Consider the following 17,274-nt stretch of genomic DNA (forward strand, 5'->3'; position numbering starts at 1 on the left):
ATAATCACTTTTCTGCAGGAGGGTTGATGGAGAACTGGATTAAAAGGCGCAATTCACGGGTAATATACGTTGGAAACGTTCCAATAGGTGGTAGTAATCCTATAGTTGTTCAATCTATGACAAATACCTTTACTGAGGACGTTGAAAGTACTGTTAAACAGATTAAACGTCTTGAAAAGGTTGGATGTGAGATAGTAAGAGTTGCTGTTCCTTCAGTTGAAGCAGCTGAAAAAATTCCGGAAATAAAGAAAAGAATTTCCATTCCTCTTATTGCAGATATCCATTTTGACTATAAACTTGCCCTTCTTTCTATAGAGAAAGGGGCAGATTGTATAAGGATAAATCCTGGTAATATTGGAGAACTCTGGAAAATAAAGGAAATAGTAAAGTCAGCAAACGAAAAAAAAGTACCAATAAGGATAGGTGTAAATTCCGGTTCTATTCCGAAAAAAATCCTCACCAAACACGGCTTCCCCTCACCGCAAGCTCTTGCCGAAACAGCTCTTGATTACGCTAAACTCTTTGAAGACCTTGGATTCACAAAAATGAAGTTCTCTTTGAAAGGTTCTGACGTTAGAACTACTGTTATAGCCAATCAAGAGTTTGCTTCTAAAACCGATTATCCAATACATATAGGAATAACCGAAGCAGGAACGCTTCTTTCTGGTGCTGTAAAGTCGGCAGTTGGAATAGGTATTCTGCTTTACTTGGGTATTGGCGATACTTTAAGAGTTTCCCTTTCGGCTGACCCGGTTGAAGAGGTGAAAGTTGCCTATAAGATTCTTTCTGCCCTTGAACTTAGGAAAGTAGGGGTAGAGGTAATTTCCTGTCCTACCTGTGGCAGGTGTATGGTTGACGTTCAGGCAATAGCAGAAGAGGTGGAGAAGAAGTTAGAAGGCATAAAGAAACCGTTGAAGGTGGCTGTAATGGGTTGTGCAGTGAATGGACCAGGAGAAGCCCGTTTCGCCGATGTAGGTATAGCAGGAGCAGGTAATTATTTTATTCTCTTTGTTAAAGGTAACGTTGTTGAAAAAAAATTAACCAAAGAGGAGGCTTTAAACCGATTGCTTGAAGAAGTTAAAAAGTTGGCAGGAGAAAGTTAATGAAGGTAACGGTTTTTATAGAAAACATTAAAGCATTTATTCGCTGTGGCGTTTTTGAAGAAGAAAGGAAGTTGGGCGGACAATACGAGATATCACTTTACGTTGAATCTGAAGAATTCGTTGATTACCAAGAGCTTTACTCTTTAACTATGGAATTAACAGAAGATACTTATACCTATATGGAAGATTTTGCTAAAGAACTTTTATTTCGTATTACGGAGAAATGGAATCCTGATTCAGTTATAATAAGAGTTAATAAGTTAAGTGTTCCTTTCAAACACAGCTTTGAAAGAGCTGGAATAGAGATAAGGTGGGTAAGAGATGGAAAAGGAAAGGGAAATAAAATGTAAAGCACTTGAAAAGCTTAGAGAAAAAAAGAGATTAACTCCATCTGAGCTTCAATTTATAAGCTCTGTTGCTAAAGAAACTTTAAAGTTTCTGGCAAGAAATAATATTCCTCTGGTGCCTGAAAACTACGTTCTGTGGTTTGAAATTTTCTGTTATATACTGGAAAACAACCTTAAATTGTCCGACTTGGAAATAATGGGGTTATTTAAAACCAAATATCCTACAACTCAAAGTCTTGAGAACGTCTTAGTTGAACTTGAATCAGAAGATAAGGAACTAATAAAGAAGATTGTTACAGGCATTACTGAAGAGATAGAGAATCTGATTTATACCCTTGAAGAGCATCAGGTTTCTTTAAAACAAAAAGAAGATTCGGTAAGAGAAGTAAAGGATAATATAGAAGACAGAAATATAAAAGATATGTTGTCTTTTATTATAACTGAATTACAAACTATAAGAGCTCAGAATAACGAGCTTAAAAAGAAACTTGAAGAATCCAATCAGCAGATTAAGAAGTTGACTAAAGAATTAGAAGAATCAAGGAAAGAGGCTTCAACCGATTTCTTGACACAGGTAGCTAATAGAGCGAGCTTTGATAGAGCTTTGAGCGATATGGTAAAAGACTTTTACAATAGAAACTATCCTTTTGCACTTTTGATGATTGATATAGATAACTTTAAGCAAATAAACGATACCTATGGACATCAGGCAGGCGATTACGTTCTTCAGGAGCTTGCGAGAGTTATTAAACAACAGCTTAGAGCGAGAGATATTGTTGCAAGGTACGGTGGAGAAGAGTTCGCTATTATCTTGCCAGGTGTAACTTTTAGTCAGGCTGTAAAAATAGCGGAAAGAATAAGAAAGTCGGTAGAGAAACATCTATTTAAATATAGAGATAAGGTTATTCCTGTAACTATAAGCGTTGGTGTTGCAGTTATGAGAGATGGGCTTGATGAAGTTTCTATAGTGGAAAAAGCGGATAAAGCTTTATATTTAGCTAAAAGGGCAGGAAAAAATCAAGTTAAGACCGACTTAGACGTGGAACTTGAAGAATGAGAGTTCTGCTTCATATCTGCTGTGCTCCGTGCGCTTGCTATCCCCTTAAATTATTGAAGAATAAAGGTTATGAAGTTATAGGGTTGTGGTATAACCCCAATATCCATCCTTTAACAGAATATGCTAAAAGGCTTTCTGCTGTTAGAAAACTGGAAGAGTTGGAGAGTATAAAAATTATTTACTTTGACTCATACTCTTTAAAGGATTGGTTAAGGAAGGTAGTGTTCAGAGAAGAAAAACCTGTAAGATGTCAGATTTGTTACGCTGACAGGTTGGAATTTACCGCTTCTATTGCCAAAAAAGGCAAGTTTGATGCTTTTACTTCAACTCTTTTTTACAGCAAGTTTCAAAGTAGAGAGCTTATGGTTCCAATAGCGGAAACTGCAGCTAAGAAATACGGCGTTCAATTTCTAAACGTTGATTTCAGAGAGGGCTGGAAAGAGGGGATAGATATTTCTAAAAATTACAAACTTTATAGACAGCAGTACTGCGGTTGCATTTATTCAGAGGCGGAGCGTTACCTAAAAAAAGGTAAAGTAGAAGATTCTTGGATTGTTGAGCAGGTTTTAAAGGATTGTGAAAACCTTAAGAGTTCAGTTAATTAATTCCGGTTTACCCCATAAGTATCCTTGTCCGTAAATAAGGCAGAACTTGTTTTTATCTGAGAGATTTTTTAGTTTCTCAAGTTGCTCTTTGGTTTCAATGTATTCTGCGACTATGTAGACGTCTTTTATTTTTGCAAATTCAATAACGCTGTTTACGAATAGTTCATCAAGAGGATTTTTTTGTAGGCTTTCTATGATTGAACCATCAATTTTAATGCCATCAACTTGTAATTCTTTTAGTAAGTTATAATTTGAAAATTTAACTCCATAGTCGTCAATGAAAACAGATATTCCTCGCTTTTTTAACTCTTCTAACTTTTTTCTTAAAGCTTTGGTTGTTAGTATATCTGCTCTTTCAGTTAATTCAATAATAAGCTGCTCGTTAGGAATTCCATATTTATCCATCTGGCTTAAAAGCCAGTAGAAGTCATCTTGTAAAAATATTTGTGATACGTTAATGGAAACTCTGTCGTTTATGGCTTTTTCTTTTATTAGTTGAAATAAACTTTCTATCACAAGGCGGTCTAATTTCTTTTCTATAGTTGAATTAGCTGTAAAGTTTATGAATAGCGCTGGTGATATGATTTTTCCGTTAGGAAATATAATACGAGCGAGGATTTCCTTAAAAAACGTTTCTCCTGTAAATATGTTAACTACCTTCTGGACTGATAATTTGATATGTTTTTGATTAAGCGAAAACAAAAGGTCAGTGATTATTCTTTTGTTGTCTAATCTATTTAGGAATTCTTCGCGGGTTATTATGTGGATTTTCTCAATAAATTTATCGTTGATTTCTTTCAAAGAGTTGTATAAAACCCACATAAGGTCGTTGAACTTTAAGTTTTCATCCATTTTTGTGTTCAGGAGTACACCTGTAAATTCTATTTTTATGTTTTCCAAACCAAATGAGGTAGGAATTGATAGTGGGTGTTCTTCCAGCTCTTTTTGTATTTTATAAAGTTTCTTTTTTACTTCTCCTATAGGTAGTTTTGTAGCGATGAAGAATTCATCGTTCTGAAGCCTTGTTACGTAGCAACCGTAAAAGTTGAGTTGGAGGAGAGAAGCTATCGTTGCTAATATGGAATTCCCTACATTGTAACCGTAGTAAAGATTGTACTCTGTAAAGTTTTCTATATCTAATAAAACTGCTGTCTTGAAATTCTTGAGCGTTTCATGCGTTTTAAAAATGAGTTTTGACTTGGAAGGTAATTTAGTTATTGGGTCAACTTCTGCTTTTTCTTTTATTGTATTGATGTAAGTGTCAGTTATGAATGTCAAGATAGCTATTAACATTAGTATGAACTTTTTAAAGGCGTCTAACTTTTCGGGAGGTATTTCTACTTCTGTCAGTATGGCGTTTATGAATTCAGTGTAATCCTTTAAGAAGTCTTTTAATGGTATTTCGGAGCCTGTTATATGTGTTTTTGCAACTGTCTCAACGTAAGTAAACAACTGTTCTCCAGGATTTAACAAATAGTCAATGAATTTTTCTATAGTTCCGGAAAATGCGTTCGTTGCCCCTAAATCTTCCAGCAGTTTTGCTGATTCTGGTAGATATTTGATGACAAATTCGTGCGTTCTTTTACTAATTTTTTCTTTCGTTTTTGCATCAAAAATAGAAGATAGACTCCTAATTTCTTTTAAATTTTCTGGCGTAATGCCGTACAAGTTTATGAAATCTTGAAACTTACCCCTCACATCCTTGCTCCAATAGCCTTAAAACACCTTAAGGAAGCAAAAATCCTATTAGATAAGGTTCCATTAAGAATTTTACCTTTTCTTTGAATTTTGTAAAAGATGCTTGTTTAATATCTGTTATGTATTCTAAATAGTAGCTTTCATCTTCAATTATAGAAACAGCATATCCTATGTTGTCGGCTTCTGTTTCTCCGCTTTCTCTTGAGAAAAGTTCATTTTTAAGGAGTTTTTTCCTGGCAAATTCAAAGTCTTCTTCTGATATAGAGAGAATCTCTTCTATAACTTTCTTGAGTTCTTCTAAACATAGTTCTACGTTGTCCGTCATGGCGCCGATAATGAAGTTAGAACCTAAGAGCAGGTTTTGGTAGTTGGAGTAACAGCTATAGGCAAATCCCTTTTCTCTTATTCTATTGTAGAGATACGCGCTTTTACCGGAAGAAAGAAATGAATCAAGTATTTCATAGTAAACGTCATCTCTACTGCATGGAGGTAGCTTCCATGCTAAAACTAATTGGGGTATTTGAACTGCCGGATGTGTGACGGTAAATTCCCCTCCTTTATTTTCTGCAGGTTCGTTTTCTAAATTTTTGACTTTACCTTTTCTTTTAAAGTCTTCCCACAATTCCTGTATGTTCTTCTTCACTTCTTCTGCATCTATCTTTCCAACTACGCTTATCGCCATTCTGTCTGGAACGTAGTTGTTTTCGTAGAACGTTCTTAATGTCTGAGAATCAATTTTTTTCACGGTGTCTTCAAATCCTAAAATTGGATACTTGTAAGGCGCTTTTGAATATAAGCGGTTCATTAAAGTTTCGGCGAAAACGTCTTGCGGATTATCTTTACTTCTTGCTATCTCTTCCAAAACTATCGGTTTTTCCTTTTCTACCATTTCTTCAGAGAGCAGCGGATTAAGAATGAAATCTGTTAAAAGTTCCAACGCTCTTTTGTAGTGGTTATACGGAACGTTAATATAATAGTACGTATAGTCGTAAGAAGTTGCTGCATTTATTTCACCTCCCATTAGCTCAATTTCTCTGTCTAACGTTCCGGGTGGAAGGTTTTTGCTGCTGTTAAACATCATGTGTTCTAAAAAGTGAGCTATTCCCCTATTACTGTCATCTTCATAAGCAGAACCTGTTTTAATCCAAACGCTTATAGTTACTGTGTTTAAATCTTTCCTTTCTTTGATAGCGTATTTCAAGCCGTTGTTTAGTTTTCCTATTATCATTTTTTGCTTCCTTTTATATCTTTTTTCTCTTTATTTTATGCGCTTTTTCTTCGGAGAACTCACCCATGTTGTACAGTCTAATTTTATGGCTTCTTGGAAATTCCCTTTTTAGGATTTTCTTGAATAATCGTTTCAGTTCTTTATAGGTACTTTTAAACTCGTACTGATAAAAGCCGTTTTCAACAATTCTGTATGAGTCTTCTCCTTCTCTTATAAGTAGCACGCTGCGGTTTCTTTTGTAGGTTCTGATGTCTAAGTAGTGACCTATTGGTAGTTTTTTAGCCCTTTCCATTAAAGTTTTTAGGAAGACGCTCTTATCAATCATTTTTATGTTCGTTTGTAAGGAGGTTTTAAATCTACTTCAATATCTGTAAGTTTTGTGCGGCGTATGAAGTGCTTGCCTTTGCGGGTTATATCGTAATACGTATGGTTTCTGTGTTTAACGACTTTGTTCCTTCTGTCTATTCTATACTCTACTAACCTTCCTGAAACGCGTTCAAGGTAGCCTAATTGTTCAAGCTTTTTTATGTGTTTTCTAATGGTATCGTTGTCTTCTCTGAGGCGTTGACACAGCTTTTTAATGTAAGCTGGTCCTGTCTGGTGGATGTAGTAGAGGATTTTTATCTCTAACTCATTTAAATTGTTTCTGTTGTTCATTTCCTACCTTGAACAGATTTGATTTCTATATAGTATAGAAATGTTTGAGAGATTTTCAAAAATTTCAGGTAGAAAGCAGCTTCCTTTTAGGAAAGAAATTTTATATATTAATAATTAGGTATTGAATTTATTAGGGAGGGAGACATGAGTCCTTATCGTAGTTTCCTGAAGTTTCTTTTCAGTGTTTTTCTTTTAGCCTTTCCTTTAGGTTTGTTTGGTTGTGGAGTTTCATCAAACACTTATAGTACATCAACTTCTCAAGCCAATACAACAGTTTGGGGAACGGCTATACTCGGAAATCTTGCTAACGCTACGGTAAAAATCTATAGAGTAGAACCTGACGGTTCATTTACTTTGCTCTACAATGAAACTACTTCAAACGGTACATCTCTTAATGATATTGGACACTTTGATACTCATGCAAATGAACTAAAAGATGATGAGATTTACGTTTTTGAGGTTTCAGGCGGTTGTGACTGGGATGCTAATGATGATGGAGTAATGGATAGTAACTGTACTGTTAACAAAGGAATAATACATGCAGTAGTTACAGGAGCTGACTTGAAAAATCTATCTGGAAATTTTGTGGTATCTCCTTTAACAGAGATACACTATACGATGTTATATAGTACTTTTCGTGATAAAGATGAGTTTTTGCAAGAAAGAGATAATGTTTCTGAACTCTTGCTAGAGAAGGATGTTAATAGTGATGGAAATATAGATAGCATGGATGTTTATTCTTTTGTTCCTAATAACAAGGAACATCTTGATTGTTTGAGTACGGTTTTGAAAGATTCTTTTTCTTATACAACTTCTCTGATAGAATCTGGAATTGTTGGTAATGTTGGAACCTACGTTGGAATAGCTCCAGTTGTAACTTTAACTACAGGAACTGTAAAAGATTTAACCTTAGATGCGAACGGAAATATTTTTGTTTTAGTAGAAAATAACAGCACGGGAGATTACTTAAAACTATATTCTTATAATGCAGAAACTGGAAACTATAGTGAAAGTGAATATTTGAAACTTCCTTCGCAAGCAACTTCAACAGATCATACTGAAGAAACTGTGAATTGTACCTTTGAATCTATCCAGTATATTAATGGTAAAATACTTTTGTTATATAAAGCTATTCCTGAATATGGTGATCCTTACGGTTCTTTAGGAGTTGTTAGTTCTGAGTTAGATTCAGAAAGTTTATTGTTAACAGGGGAAAATCTAAATATTGGTTATCCGAGCTTTATGTATACCAACAATAATTTAAGTGATTGGATGTTTGTTTCTGGTGAAGAAGGAACTAAATGGTATAGTGTTAATGAAGACTATTCTTTTCCTGAAATAATTGCAGATCTCTTTATGGAATCTGATGTTCTTCAAGTAGTAAGGCTTGGAAGTGATTTGTTAGTTTTAACAAAATATTTAGGAAATGATAGCTATCAACTTTCGATTAATGGTAGTGAAGGAAGTATTTTGTTGACAGATTCTGAAGGTATGCTTTTGATTCCTTATGATGAGGATGGTGCGTATTATGTTACTCCATCTGAATATGGGAGAGTTTATGTAGATGATGGAAGGGTAATTTCTGAAAAGCTGGGAAATGGAACTTCAGAAAACTTTGTTCCTGATTTTGTGTTTGCAACTGTGCCTGTTGACAATTCTACGTTTGTGCTTTTCAGTAGAAAAAATTTCTATATAGTAACTATTGGGGATACAAATCCTACTATTTCTACATATAGTTATTCAAACATAATTCCTGACTTTAATATGGAGGATGGGATAAAACATGTAATTTACCAGAATGGGAAAGTTTATCTCTACGATTCTAATCACATTTATACGATATCTGACTTTTCAATTTTCCTTAGGTTTTTAACTACAGAAAAAGTACCTGTTTCATGTCAAGGAGATAAATTTATTTATAACGGAAAACTTTATTGTTGGAATGAAAATGATAAAACACTTTCTTACTTTAACTTACATGACTATACTGATAATAAAACTTTGGATTTAAGTGATTGGACTGTTAATAAAGTATTGTTTAACCAGGAATACGGAGAGTTTCTTGTGTTAACTATAGGGTCTGGAATTTATATTTATAACAGTACTTTAGAAGAAATTTCGTCTTATTCTACTTCGGACATTGCGGCTGCTGATGTATGGTTGGTAGGAAATACTAATTTAATTTTCCGTGATTTTTCTTCTGGTATTTATAAGTTTTACAGTTGGCAGGAAAACGGAACTTTGAATTTCTTAAATGGGTATGAAAGATTTGATGAAAATCCATCTTCTGGTTTACTAAAAGGTAAGTATGTGATACTGTTTGATGGTTTAAGATTAATACTTGTAGATAAAGATACCGGAGAAATATGGAAAGAAATTGATGCTTCTAACTTTACTGAAGAAGTAGGAGATTTAGGAAATGCGTATTTTGTTGGAACTGATAATGGATTTTTATTGTTAAAGCCCGAAGAGGTGTGTACAGTTAATTATCCTGATTTGGGTTGTATGGAGTGGAGTTATAATTGGAACGTTTATGTATATTCTCTGGATGATAATGGCACTTTAACCTTTGAAACTGAATATGACGATGTTCTTGAAACCGATGAATTCGGAGAAGATTATGCTTTCTTCTATGACAATAATTCTTTGTACCTTGTAGTTTTCGGAACTGCTGGAACTGAGAATTCTGTGCATTCGTTGGATTTGAAGGATGGAGCGCTTTCAGAAATCTCTGTGTTAGAAGATGCTTTGAACTCTTACGAATACGGCGATGGAAGTATCTTCGTTAAGAGAGACAGTATGGAGGTTATTCCTTATGCTCCGTTAACCAATATAGAAGATATTTCTCTTTATCGTAAAATAAGCTTTAATGTTTTGGGTAAAATGTTGAGAAATTAATTTGATTGAAGGGGGGAGAGCCTCCCCCTTTTTTAAATTACTTCTGTTCTGGATGAAGCGTGATATTAGTTTTAGGCAAAGGCTTAAGTGGTAAAGCTGCAGAAAAGTTGTTAAAAAGTAAAGGTTTTCAAGTAATTGTTTATGACGATAAGTCTCCTGTTTCTGTTCCGTCTGAAATTGAATTTGCTGTTAAGTCTCCTGGTGTTCCTCCAGACCATTTTCTCATAAAAGAACTTAAATCTAAAGGTATTGAAGTAATAGGTGAAATAGAGCTTGCGTATCGTTACGCTAAAGGAAGGATAGTTTCTGTAACGGGGACAAACGGGAAAAGTACGACTACGGCGTTAATCTATCACGTTTTGAAGGAAGCAGGGTATGAAGCTTTCATAGGCGGTAATTATGGAATTCCTTTCTCTTCTTTTGCTGATAAAACAACGGAAAATTCCATTACTGTTCTTGAGCTTTCAAGTTTTCAGATAGAAGACCTAAAAACTTTTAAGTCGGATGTTGGCGTGATATTGAACGTTACTCCTGACCACTTGAATAGATATTCATCTTTTGAAGAGTATGCGGAAGTGAAGAAGAGTTTTGTGAAATTTTGTGAAGTATCTATCTTGAATTATGATGACCCGATTTTGAAAAATTTAGAAGGAAACGTTAAGTTTTTTTCCTTTAAAGAAAGAAAAGATGCTTTTTTTGATGGTAGAAAGATAATTGCAGAAGGTTATGAGTTGTCTGTAGATGCTCTTCCTTTAAAAGGGGTTCATAATATAGAAAACTATATGGCAGCAGCGCTTACGTTGTTAGAATTGGGAGTTAAGTGGGGTTATATTGAAAAAGGATTTAGAACTTTTAGAGGACTCCCTCATCGGGTTGAGGAGGTCGCAGTTATAAATGGAGTAAAGTTTATTAATGATTCAAAATCTACTAACGTTGATTCTTTAAGAAAGGCGCTTTTGAGCTTTAATAATATCGTTCTCATAGCAGGTGGAGTAGATAAAGGGCTTGACTTTTCTCCTGTCCTGCCGCTTTTGAAAGAGAGAGTTAAAGCTGCTGTTGTTATAGGTGATATGGCTGATAAGTTAGAGAGTTTGTTTTCAAAGGTTATTCCTGTAAAAAAAGCAGAAACTATGGAAGAGGCTGTTAAATTAGCCTATGGTTTAGCAAATGGTTCTGGAGTTGTTTTGCTATCTCCCGGATGTGCCAGTTTTGATATGTTCAGGAGTTTTGAAGAGAGGGGAGAGGCGTTTAAAACTTGCGTGAAACAACTGGAGGCTGAACTTGAATTATAAAGATTTAAGGAGATTTTATGCGTTTTCCATATTCTTTTTGGCTTTAATTCTTTCTATTGCTGGTATCGTTTTTGTTTATACAGGTAGCTACTTTTACTGCGTTAAACATGGGCTTCATCCTTACACTTACGCTTTAAAGCAGGCATTGGCACTTTTTGCAGGAGTTGTGGTAGCTCTTTCTATTTACAGGTATTTTGATTACAGGACAATTGCTTCAAACAGAAAACTGCTGTGGGGAGTTTATTTTGTTGCTATCTTCCTTTTAATTGCTGTTCTTCTATTTGGTAAAGAGATTAACAACTCAAAAAGCTGGATTTATATAGCTGGATTTTCTCTACAACCTGCAGAGATAGCAAAAGTGTTAGTGATTATCTTTGTTTCCGGTTACATAAAGTACAAGTGGTACGAGATACAGAGAAAGCCTTCTGTATTTGTTGGTTTTCTGTTTTTAGCTTTTTTCCCCGTTTTGTTAATCTTACTTGAGAAGGATTTGGGTTCTGCAATGATTCTCTCTATTGTTATTTTTGCCATTCTTTTTGTGACGGAGCTGAGTTTTAAGTACATTCTCTATCCAGTTTTGATTGGTTTTGTAATGTTTGTTGTTGCTGTTGTTACTGCTCCCTACCGAATAGCGAGAATAAAAATGCTTCTTTCTCCTGCTGACTACTACCACGCTGCTGGTAAGTATAGTAGTTATCAGTTGGTTCAGGCTTTTGTTGCTTTCGCTAAAGGTGGTTTGTTGGGAATGGGATTGGGACAGGGAGCGCAGTCGAAGTTTCTATTTTTGACGTTTTCTTTTAGCGATTTTATGTACGCTCACATTGCAGAAGAAACGGGCGTTGTTGGAGCAGCGATTGTTCTTCTGGCGTTTTTCGCAATTCTTTACTTTGGTATTTCTATTGCTAACGGAACAGATGAAAAGGTTGGGAAGTTTATGGCTTTGGGGTTAACTCTCTATATCTTCCTTCAGGCAATTGTTCACATGGGAGTAAACATGGGATTGCTTCCTACGACGGGAATTACTTTACCGTTTTTGAGTATGGGAGGTACTTCGTTGCTTTCTATGTTTATTGCAGTTGGATTTTTAATGAATATAGCGAAGTTTTTGCCTGACGAGTCAAGGACTTCTTACGAGCTTGTTGAAAAAGGAAGGTATGCATGAGGGTTGTTATTGCTGGTGGCGGAACGGGTGGTCACTTCTTTCCTGCAGTGGCGGTTGCTGAAAAGTTAAAGGAAAAGGGAGCAGAAGTTTTATATATAGGTTCTGTGAACGGCGTTGAGTTTAGGAAAAGGGAGGTGGTGGAGGATTTTTCACCTGTGTTTTTGGACGTTGCGGGTATTAGAGGGAAGGGATTGAGGGCTTTGAAAAATGCTTTTAGTGTGATGAGAAGTGTGAGGAGGGTGGGGGGGATTTTTAATGGGTTTAAACCAGATAAAGTGTTAATCTTTGGTGGATACGCTTCTTTACCGGTTGGATTAGCTGCAATACTTTGGAGAGTTCCTTTTTTCGTTCAGGAACAGAATTCTATTCCTGGAAAAACAAATTTGTACCTTTCAAAATTTTCTTGTAAGGTGTTTGTTGGTTTTAGGAAAGCTCTTGAGTATTTTAAAGAAAAGAGTGTATATACAGGAAATCCTGTAAGAAAGGAGGTCGTTGAATTTTCAACTAAGAGAGCAGAGCTAAGGGATAAATTTTTGAGGAAGTTTTCGCTTTCTTCTGATAAGAAGACATTGTTAATTTTCGGAGGAAGTCAAGGAGCTTTATGGATTAATGAGAAGTTTTTGAAGGTTTCGCATCAGCTATCTCAATTTGCTGATAAGTTTCAGGTTATACACATTACAGGCGGAAAATTAGCTGACAGGTTAAAAGAGAAATATGAAAGTTTAGGGATAAAATCGGTAGTTTTACCGTTTTACGAAAGAATCTGGGAACTATACGTAATAGCTGATTGTGCAGTTTCAAGGTCTGGAGCTATGTCAATAGCGGAACTTTCCTGTTTTGGTATTCCTACGCTATTTATTCCCTATCCTTACGCTGTTGATGACCACCAGTATTACAACGCTTTAGAAATTTACAAAAGTGGAGGATGCTTTTTAGAAAGACAGGATTCTCTTACTGATGAACGTTTTGTGCAGCTTATTTGTGAATTACTTTTTGATAGAATGACTTATCAAAAATTTTCGGAAAAAATGAAAAGATTTTCAAATCCTACAGCGGCAGACGAGATTACGGAGATGCTGTTAGATGAGCGAGTTAAAGAAACTTGTTGAAGCTATTGTGTTTGTTTCTCCTGAACCTGTATCTCCTAAGCAGTTAGCTGAAAATTTAGGAATAGAATTGGAAGAGGTAGAAAAGATTCTTGAGGGGTTAGAATCTGAGTATAGAGATAGGGGAATAATTCTAAAAAAAGTTGCAGGTGGTTACAGGTTCTTTACGTCTCCTACCTTGGCTCCTAAAATTAAACCTTTTATTGAAGATAAACCTGTTAAACTTTCCAGGCCTTTACTTGAGGTGTTAGCTATTGTTGCGTATAACCAGCCGATAACCAAGAAAGAAATTTGGCAGATTAGAGGGCATAATCCTGACGGAGCTATTAAATCTCTGCTTGAAAAGGGACTTATAGAAGTGGTTGGTAGAGCTAATACTCCTGGAAGACCTAAACTTTACGGAACTACAGATGCTTTTCTGTTTCATTTTGGATTGAATTCTTTGGAGGATTTACCTAAGATAAGATTAGAGGAGATTGAATGAGAAGAATAGATGATGCATTGGATTTACTGTATGAAGACGAGGAATTAGCTCTATGTTGTGATGATGTATTGCCTAAAATAGAGGAATTTTTAATTAAACTTGATAACATTCTACCAACGTGGGCTGATAATGATTTTTTTGTTGAAATAATTGATAAAATTAGGAAAGAGCTTTTAGGAAATCCTGATTACAGACAGAAATTACTGGAGGGAAAGATGGGAGTTGTTACTGTAACTTTTGAATTGGGTTCTTCAGGGCTGGAAATAGCCAAGAAGATTGCGGAGAGGCTTGGTTACAGATTTGTTTATTCGGAAATTTTAAGTGATGTTGCTTCAAGGCTTGGAGTTCCTGAAAGGAAGATTGAAGATTTTGATGAGTTTAAATACGTGCCTTCAAAATTATCTTTCTTTGATTTTTTCCAGCTTGACAAGAGTTTTATAGATTTTGGAGCTATCTTTGGAGAGAAGACGAAAGAGATTACTTTTGAGCAGTTTAGGGAAGCTTTAGCTAAGTCTGTAACGGCATTTGCAGTATCCAATAACGTTGTTATAGTTGGGCATGCTGCTGCTTGTATTTTGAAAGAGTATCCTAACTCCTTGCATATTAAGGTAGAGGCTCCATTTGCTGATAGAGTAAAAGTTTACGCGGAAAAAGAGGGTATTCCTTATCCTGAAGCCGAAAAAAGACTTAAGAAGATTGATGAGAAAGAAAAAGAGTTTTACAAGGATATTTGTGGAGAGGATGTAACGGCGATTGATATGTTCCATCTTAAACTTAATACATCAAAACTACCTGTTGATACGTGTGTAGAAATTTCATTAAAAGCTTTTGACCTCGTTGTAGAAGAATGAAAGTAAAAATTTCTAAAAAAGATGCCTTAATAGTAGTTGATGTTCAAAACGATTTTCTGCCGGGAGGTGCTCTCCCGGTTCCTAATGGGAATGAGATAATTCCTGTTTTGAACAAGTACATAGATTTATTTACGCAGGTTGGTGCACCTATATTCGCTACCAGAGATTGGCATCCTGAAAACCACATATCTTTCAAAGGTAATGGTGGGATATGGCCACGTCACTGTGTTCAGTGGACAAAAGGAGCAGAAATATCCTCTGAGTTGAGGTTGCCTCCTGATACTTTTATTATTAATAAGGGAGATAGACCGGAGCTTGAAGCTTATTCAGGTTTTCAAGGTACGCTTTTAGATACTCTTCTAAAGGAAAGAGGTATAAAAAGAGTTTTTATTGGTGGTCTTGCTACAGATTATTGCGTTAAACATACCGTTTTAGGAGCTTTGAATTTAGGATACACAACTTTCTTCCTTTCTGATGCTTCTAAAGGGGTTAACTTGCATCCTGGTGATTCTGAAAAAGCGGTTTTTGAGATGTTATTAAATGGAGCTGTTTCTGTTACTCTAAGTGATTTAGAAGGTGCTGTCCGATAGGACAGCACTTAATCTTCTTTTAATTCTTCTAAGATTTTTGAGATATCTATATCTATATCAAACTCTTCTGTACTTTTGCTCTTTTCTGTTTGTGAGGAGTATCCGTAAGATGTTGAAAAGCCTCTGAGAGGCTTTCCTTTTTCATCAAATCCTGTTGCTATAACTGTTACCTGAATTATTCCAGATAAGTTGTTATCTATACTTACACCGAAGAAGAAGTTCGTATCGTCTCTTTTAGCTCTTTCTTTGATTAAACCTGCAGCAGCGTAAGCTTCATCAAGAGTTAAGTCTGGTCCTCCTGTAATGTTTACAAGTATTCTACTTGCACCTTCAACCTGAACGTTTTCAAGGAGAGGGTTATCTATTGCCTTTCTTGCTGCAGTTAACGCTCTGTCTTCACCGTCTGCTTCTCCAGTTCCCATTAAAGCATAACCACCACTTTGCATTACAGTTTTTAGGTCTGCAAAGTCAAGGTTAATGAGTCCGGGTTTTGTAATGACTTCGGTTATACCTTTGACTGCTTGGTACAGAACGTTGTCTGCTAACTGAAAAGCTTCTAATATGTTGGTTCCTTTTGCTGCTACTGTTATTAATTTTTGATTTGGGACAACCATCAAAGTATCAACGAACTCTTTCAACCTTTTAATACCGGCTTCTGCATATTCATGCCTTTTCCTACCCTCAAAATCAAAAGGTCTTGTAACAACACCGACGGTAAGAATACCCATATCCTTAGCGATTTTAGCCACGATAGGAGCGGCACCTGTTCCCGTACCACCGCCCATACCGGCGGTAACGAACACCATATCGGAACCTTCAAGGACTTCTCTAATTTTAGGTTCATCTTCAAGTGCAGCCTGTTCGCCGATTTCCGGTTTACCACCTGCTCCTAAGCCTTTAGTTAATTTTTCACCTATTTGAACCTTTATAGGAACTTGAATTCTTGAGAGAACCTGAGCATCTGTATTTACGGCGATGAATTCAACGCCTTCTATTCCTTTTTCAAGCATTCTCGCTACTGCGTTGTTTCCTCCACCGCCTACACCAATGACCTTTATTACTGGTCCTTGAAATGCCTCATCGGCAATATCAAACATGTTCCCTCCTCGTTTTGAAAATGCTGTCCTTTAAATTTATTCTCAATTGTTAGAATTAGTAGTAGTTTTTCTTGCTGGAGGTAGCTGTGATACCTGTTTTTGTTGATATCGGTAAAGGAACGCAGGATATTTTAATCCCTTTGGAAGATAAAAATCCTGAAAACTGGATAAAAGCTATCCTTCCTTCACCTACTTCAAAGTATTCCGTTAAGTTGGAAAGATGGGAGAAAAGAAGTTTGAAAATAGATGGAAAAATTATGGGAGGAGGACCGCTTAAAAAGACGTTGGTTTCTTTGTTAGAGAGAGGAGTGGAAGTTACTTTAACAAAGAGATTTGCCAAAACTATTAGAGATGACCTTGAAGAAGTAGAGAAGTACGGTTTCAAAGTTGTAGATAGCATAAAAGAACCGAACTTTTTCTTTCAGGACATTGATTATGACCTTTATAGTTCTATTTTGAAGCTCTCTGGTATAGAAGAGGAGTTTAACTTCCTAGGAGTTGCCTGTCAGGACCATGGATTTAAAAAAGGGCAGAGCGATAGGGTCACAAGGTTTCAGTTATTAAAAAAATTTTTGGATAAGAGCAGAAATCCTTTTGACTTCTACATAACTGAAAAGACAAATATCTTCAGTCGCTTTGATTCTGTTCTTGAGCAGATGGAAGAGAGGAATTTAAAAGGATTTGTTGTAGATAGTAAGATAGCCTCTATTTGTGGAATATTAGTTTACGCGCAAGAAATTGGTACTGATGAGTTTGTTGGACTTGATATAGGAAACGGTCATACGTTGGGAGTGAGTATTAAGAAAGGTTTGATAGCTGGAATATTTGAACATCATACAAGGTTACTGACTTGCGATAAGTTAAAGAACTTGGTGGAAAAACTATGCAGAGCTGAGTTGACTTTTGAAGAAGTTTATAAAGATGGCGGGCATGGAGCTTTAGTTTTTGAAGCAGTTAATCCACAGAAGGTGTTAATAGCAGGACCGAACAGAGATTTGTTTAAAAAATATGGAGAATTTGCCTATCCGTTTGGTGATGTAATGATAACTGGTTGTGTAGGGCTTTATAAAATTTACCATAAAAATTTACAGAATTGAAG

17 protein-coding genes are annotated in these 17,274 nt (G+C 35.8%); 12 read left to right on the top strand and 5 right to left on the bottom strand.

The window, feature by feature from the left end; all coding sequences use genetic code 11:
• Positions 1–26: 26 nt before the first annotated feature.
• From ispG to QOL23_RS00650, 4 genes are read left to right on the top strand one after another with little or no spacing between them, the layout of a single operon-like run.
• On the top strand, positions 27–1,103 hold the full coding sequence (ispG, locus tag QOL23_RS00635) for a flavodoxin-dependent (E)-4-hydroxy-3-methylbut-2-enyl-diphosphate synthase (protein ID WP_283399643.1): 1,077 nt from the start codon (positions 27–29) through the stop codon (positions 1,101–1,103).
• The gene (locus QOL23_RS00640; RefSeq protein WP_283399644.1) at positions 1,103–1,453 is read left to right on the top strand and encodes a dihydroneopterin aldolase; all 351 of its coding nucleotides are present in this window, start codon (positions 1,103–1,105) and stop codon (positions 1,451–1,453) included. The genes ispG and QOL23_RS00640 overlap by 1 nt, the downstream gene beginning before the upstream one ends.
• Positions 1,425–2,507 carry a GGDEF domain-containing protein gene (locus tag QOL23_RS00645; protein ID WP_283399645.1) on the top strand — a complete coding sequence of 361 codons (1,083 nt, stop codon included), beginning with the start codon at positions 1,425–1,427 and terminating at the stop codon, positions 2,505–2,507. The genes QOL23_RS00640 and QOL23_RS00645 overlap by 29 nt, the downstream gene beginning before the upstream one ends.
• Entirely contained in the window at positions 2,504–3,112 is a 609-nt protein-coding gene (locus QOL23_RS00650; protein ID WP_283399646.1) for an epoxyqueuosine reductase QueH, read from the top strand. Before QOL23_RS00645 ends, QOL23_RS00650 begins: the two co-directional genes overlap by 4 nt.
• Here QOL23_RS00650 and QOL23_RS00655 read toward each other — a convergent pair.
• Genes QOL23_RS00655 through QOL23_RS00670 form a run of 4 tightly spaced genes read right to left on the bottom strand, consistent with a single transcriptional unit; the run spans position 3,101 to position 6,695 of the window.
• The gene (locus tag QOL23_RS00655; RefSeq protein ID WP_283399647.1) at positions 3,101–4,810 is read right to left on the bottom strand and encodes an EAL domain-containing protein; all 1,710 of its coding nucleotides are present in this window, start codon (positions 4,808–4,810) and stop codon (positions 3,101–3,103) included. The genes QOL23_RS00650 and QOL23_RS00655 overlap by 12 nt on opposite strands.
• Positions 4,811–4,838: 28 nt before the next feature.
• Positions 4,839–6,038, bottom strand: a complete 1,200-nt coding sequence (locus QOL23_RS00660) for a M16 family metallopeptidase (RefSeq protein ID WP_283399648.1) — start codon at positions 6,036–6,038, stop codon at positions 4,839–4,841.
• A gap of 13 nt (positions 6,039–6,051) precedes the next feature.
• Positions 6,052–6,363: a hypothetical protein gene (locus QOL23_RS00665; RefSeq protein ID WP_283399649.1), complete on the bottom strand. Its 312-nt coding sequence runs from the start codon at positions 6,361–6,363 to the stop codon at positions 6,052–6,054.
• A gap of 2 nt (positions 6,364–6,365) precedes the next feature.
• The gene (locus QOL23_RS00670; RefSeq protein WP_283399650.1) at positions 6,366–6,695 is read right to left on the bottom strand and encodes a DUF2250 domain-containing protein; all 330 of its coding nucleotides are present in this window, start codon (positions 6,693–6,695) and stop codon (positions 6,366–6,368) included.
• Between the two features lie 144 nt (positions 6,696–6,839).
• Here QOL23_RS00670 and QOL23_RS00675 point away from each other — a divergent pair, with 144 nt between their 5' ends.
• The 7 genes from QOL23_RS00675 to pncA are packed head-to-tail and all read left to right on the top strand — an operon-like array spanning position 6,840 to position 15,078.
• The gene (locus tag QOL23_RS00675) at positions 6,840–9,593 is read left to right on the top strand and encodes a hypothetical protein (protein ID WP_283399651.1); all 2,754 of its coding nucleotides are present in this window, start codon (positions 6,840–6,842) and stop codon (positions 9,591–9,593) included.
• Between the two features lie 59 nt (positions 9,594–9,652).
• Positions 9,653–10,885, top strand: a complete 1,233-nt coding sequence (gene murD, locus QOL23_RS00680) for a UDP-N-acetylmuramoyl-L-alanine--D-glutamate ligase (RefSeq protein ID WP_283399652.1) — start codon at positions 9,653–9,655, stop codon at positions 10,883–10,885.
• Positions 10,875–12,047, top strand: coding sequence for an FtsW/RodA/SpoVE family cell cycle protein (locus tag QOL23_RS00685; RefSeq protein ID WP_283399653.1), 1,173 nt, complete (start codon positions 10,875–10,877; stop codon positions 12,045–12,047). Before murD ends, QOL23_RS00685 begins: the two co-directional genes overlap by 11 nt.
• Positions 12,044–13,156 (top strand): undecaprenyldiphospho-muramoylpentapeptide beta-N-acetylglucosaminyltransferase, encoded by a 1,113-nt coding sequence (murG, locus tag QOL23_RS00690; protein ID WP_283399654.1) that lies wholly within the window; start codon positions 12,044–12,046, stop codon positions 13,154–13,156. The genes QOL23_RS00685 and murG overlap by 4 nt, the downstream gene beginning before the upstream one ends.
• A complete protein-coding gene (gene scpB / locus QOL23_RS00695; protein ID WP_283399655.1) occupies positions 13,131–13,637 on the top strand; it encodes an SMC-Scp complex subunit ScpB in 507 nt (168 codons plus the stop codon). Before murG ends, scpB begins: the two co-directional genes overlap by 26 nt.
• Positions 13,634–14,488 carry a cytidylate kinase-like family protein gene (locus QOL23_RS00700; RefSeq protein ID WP_283399656.1) on the top strand — a complete coding sequence of 285 codons (855 nt, stop codon included), beginning with the start codon at positions 13,634–13,636 and terminating at the stop codon, positions 14,486–14,488. Before scpB ends, QOL23_RS00700 begins: the two co-directional genes overlap by 4 nt.
• Positions 14,485–15,078: a bifunctional nicotinamidase/pyrazinamidase gene (pncA, locus tag QOL23_RS00705; protein WP_283399657.1), complete on the top strand. Its 594-nt coding sequence runs from the start codon at positions 14,485–14,487 to the stop codon at positions 15,076–15,078. The genes QOL23_RS00700 and pncA overlap by 4 nt, the downstream gene beginning before the upstream one ends.
• Positions 15,079–15,086: 8 nt before the next feature.
• Here pncA and ftsZ read toward each other — a convergent pair whose 3' ends face one another.
• Positions 15,087–16,175: a cell division protein FtsZ gene (ftsZ, locus tag QOL23_RS00710; protein ID WP_283399658.1), complete on the bottom strand. Its 1,089-nt coding sequence runs from the start codon at positions 16,173–16,175 to the stop codon at positions 15,087–15,089.
• An 86-nt stretch (positions 16,176–16,261) separates the two neighbouring features.
• Between ftsZ and QOL23_RS00715 the strand changes: the two genes are divergently transcribed.
• Complete coding sequence (locus tag QOL23_RS00715) at positions 16,262–17,272, top strand: DUF1786 domain-containing protein (protein ID WP_283399659.1); 1,011 nt, start codon at positions 16,262–16,264, stop codon at positions 17,270–17,272.
• Positions 17,273–17,274 lie beyond the last annotated feature (2 nt).

The organism is Desulfurobacterium pacificum, assembly GCF_900182835.1.
In the GTDB taxonomy this organism is placed as follows: Bacteria; Aquificota; Aquificia; order Desulfurobacteriales; family Desulfurobacteriaceae; genus Desulfurobacterium_B; species Desulfurobacterium_B pacificum.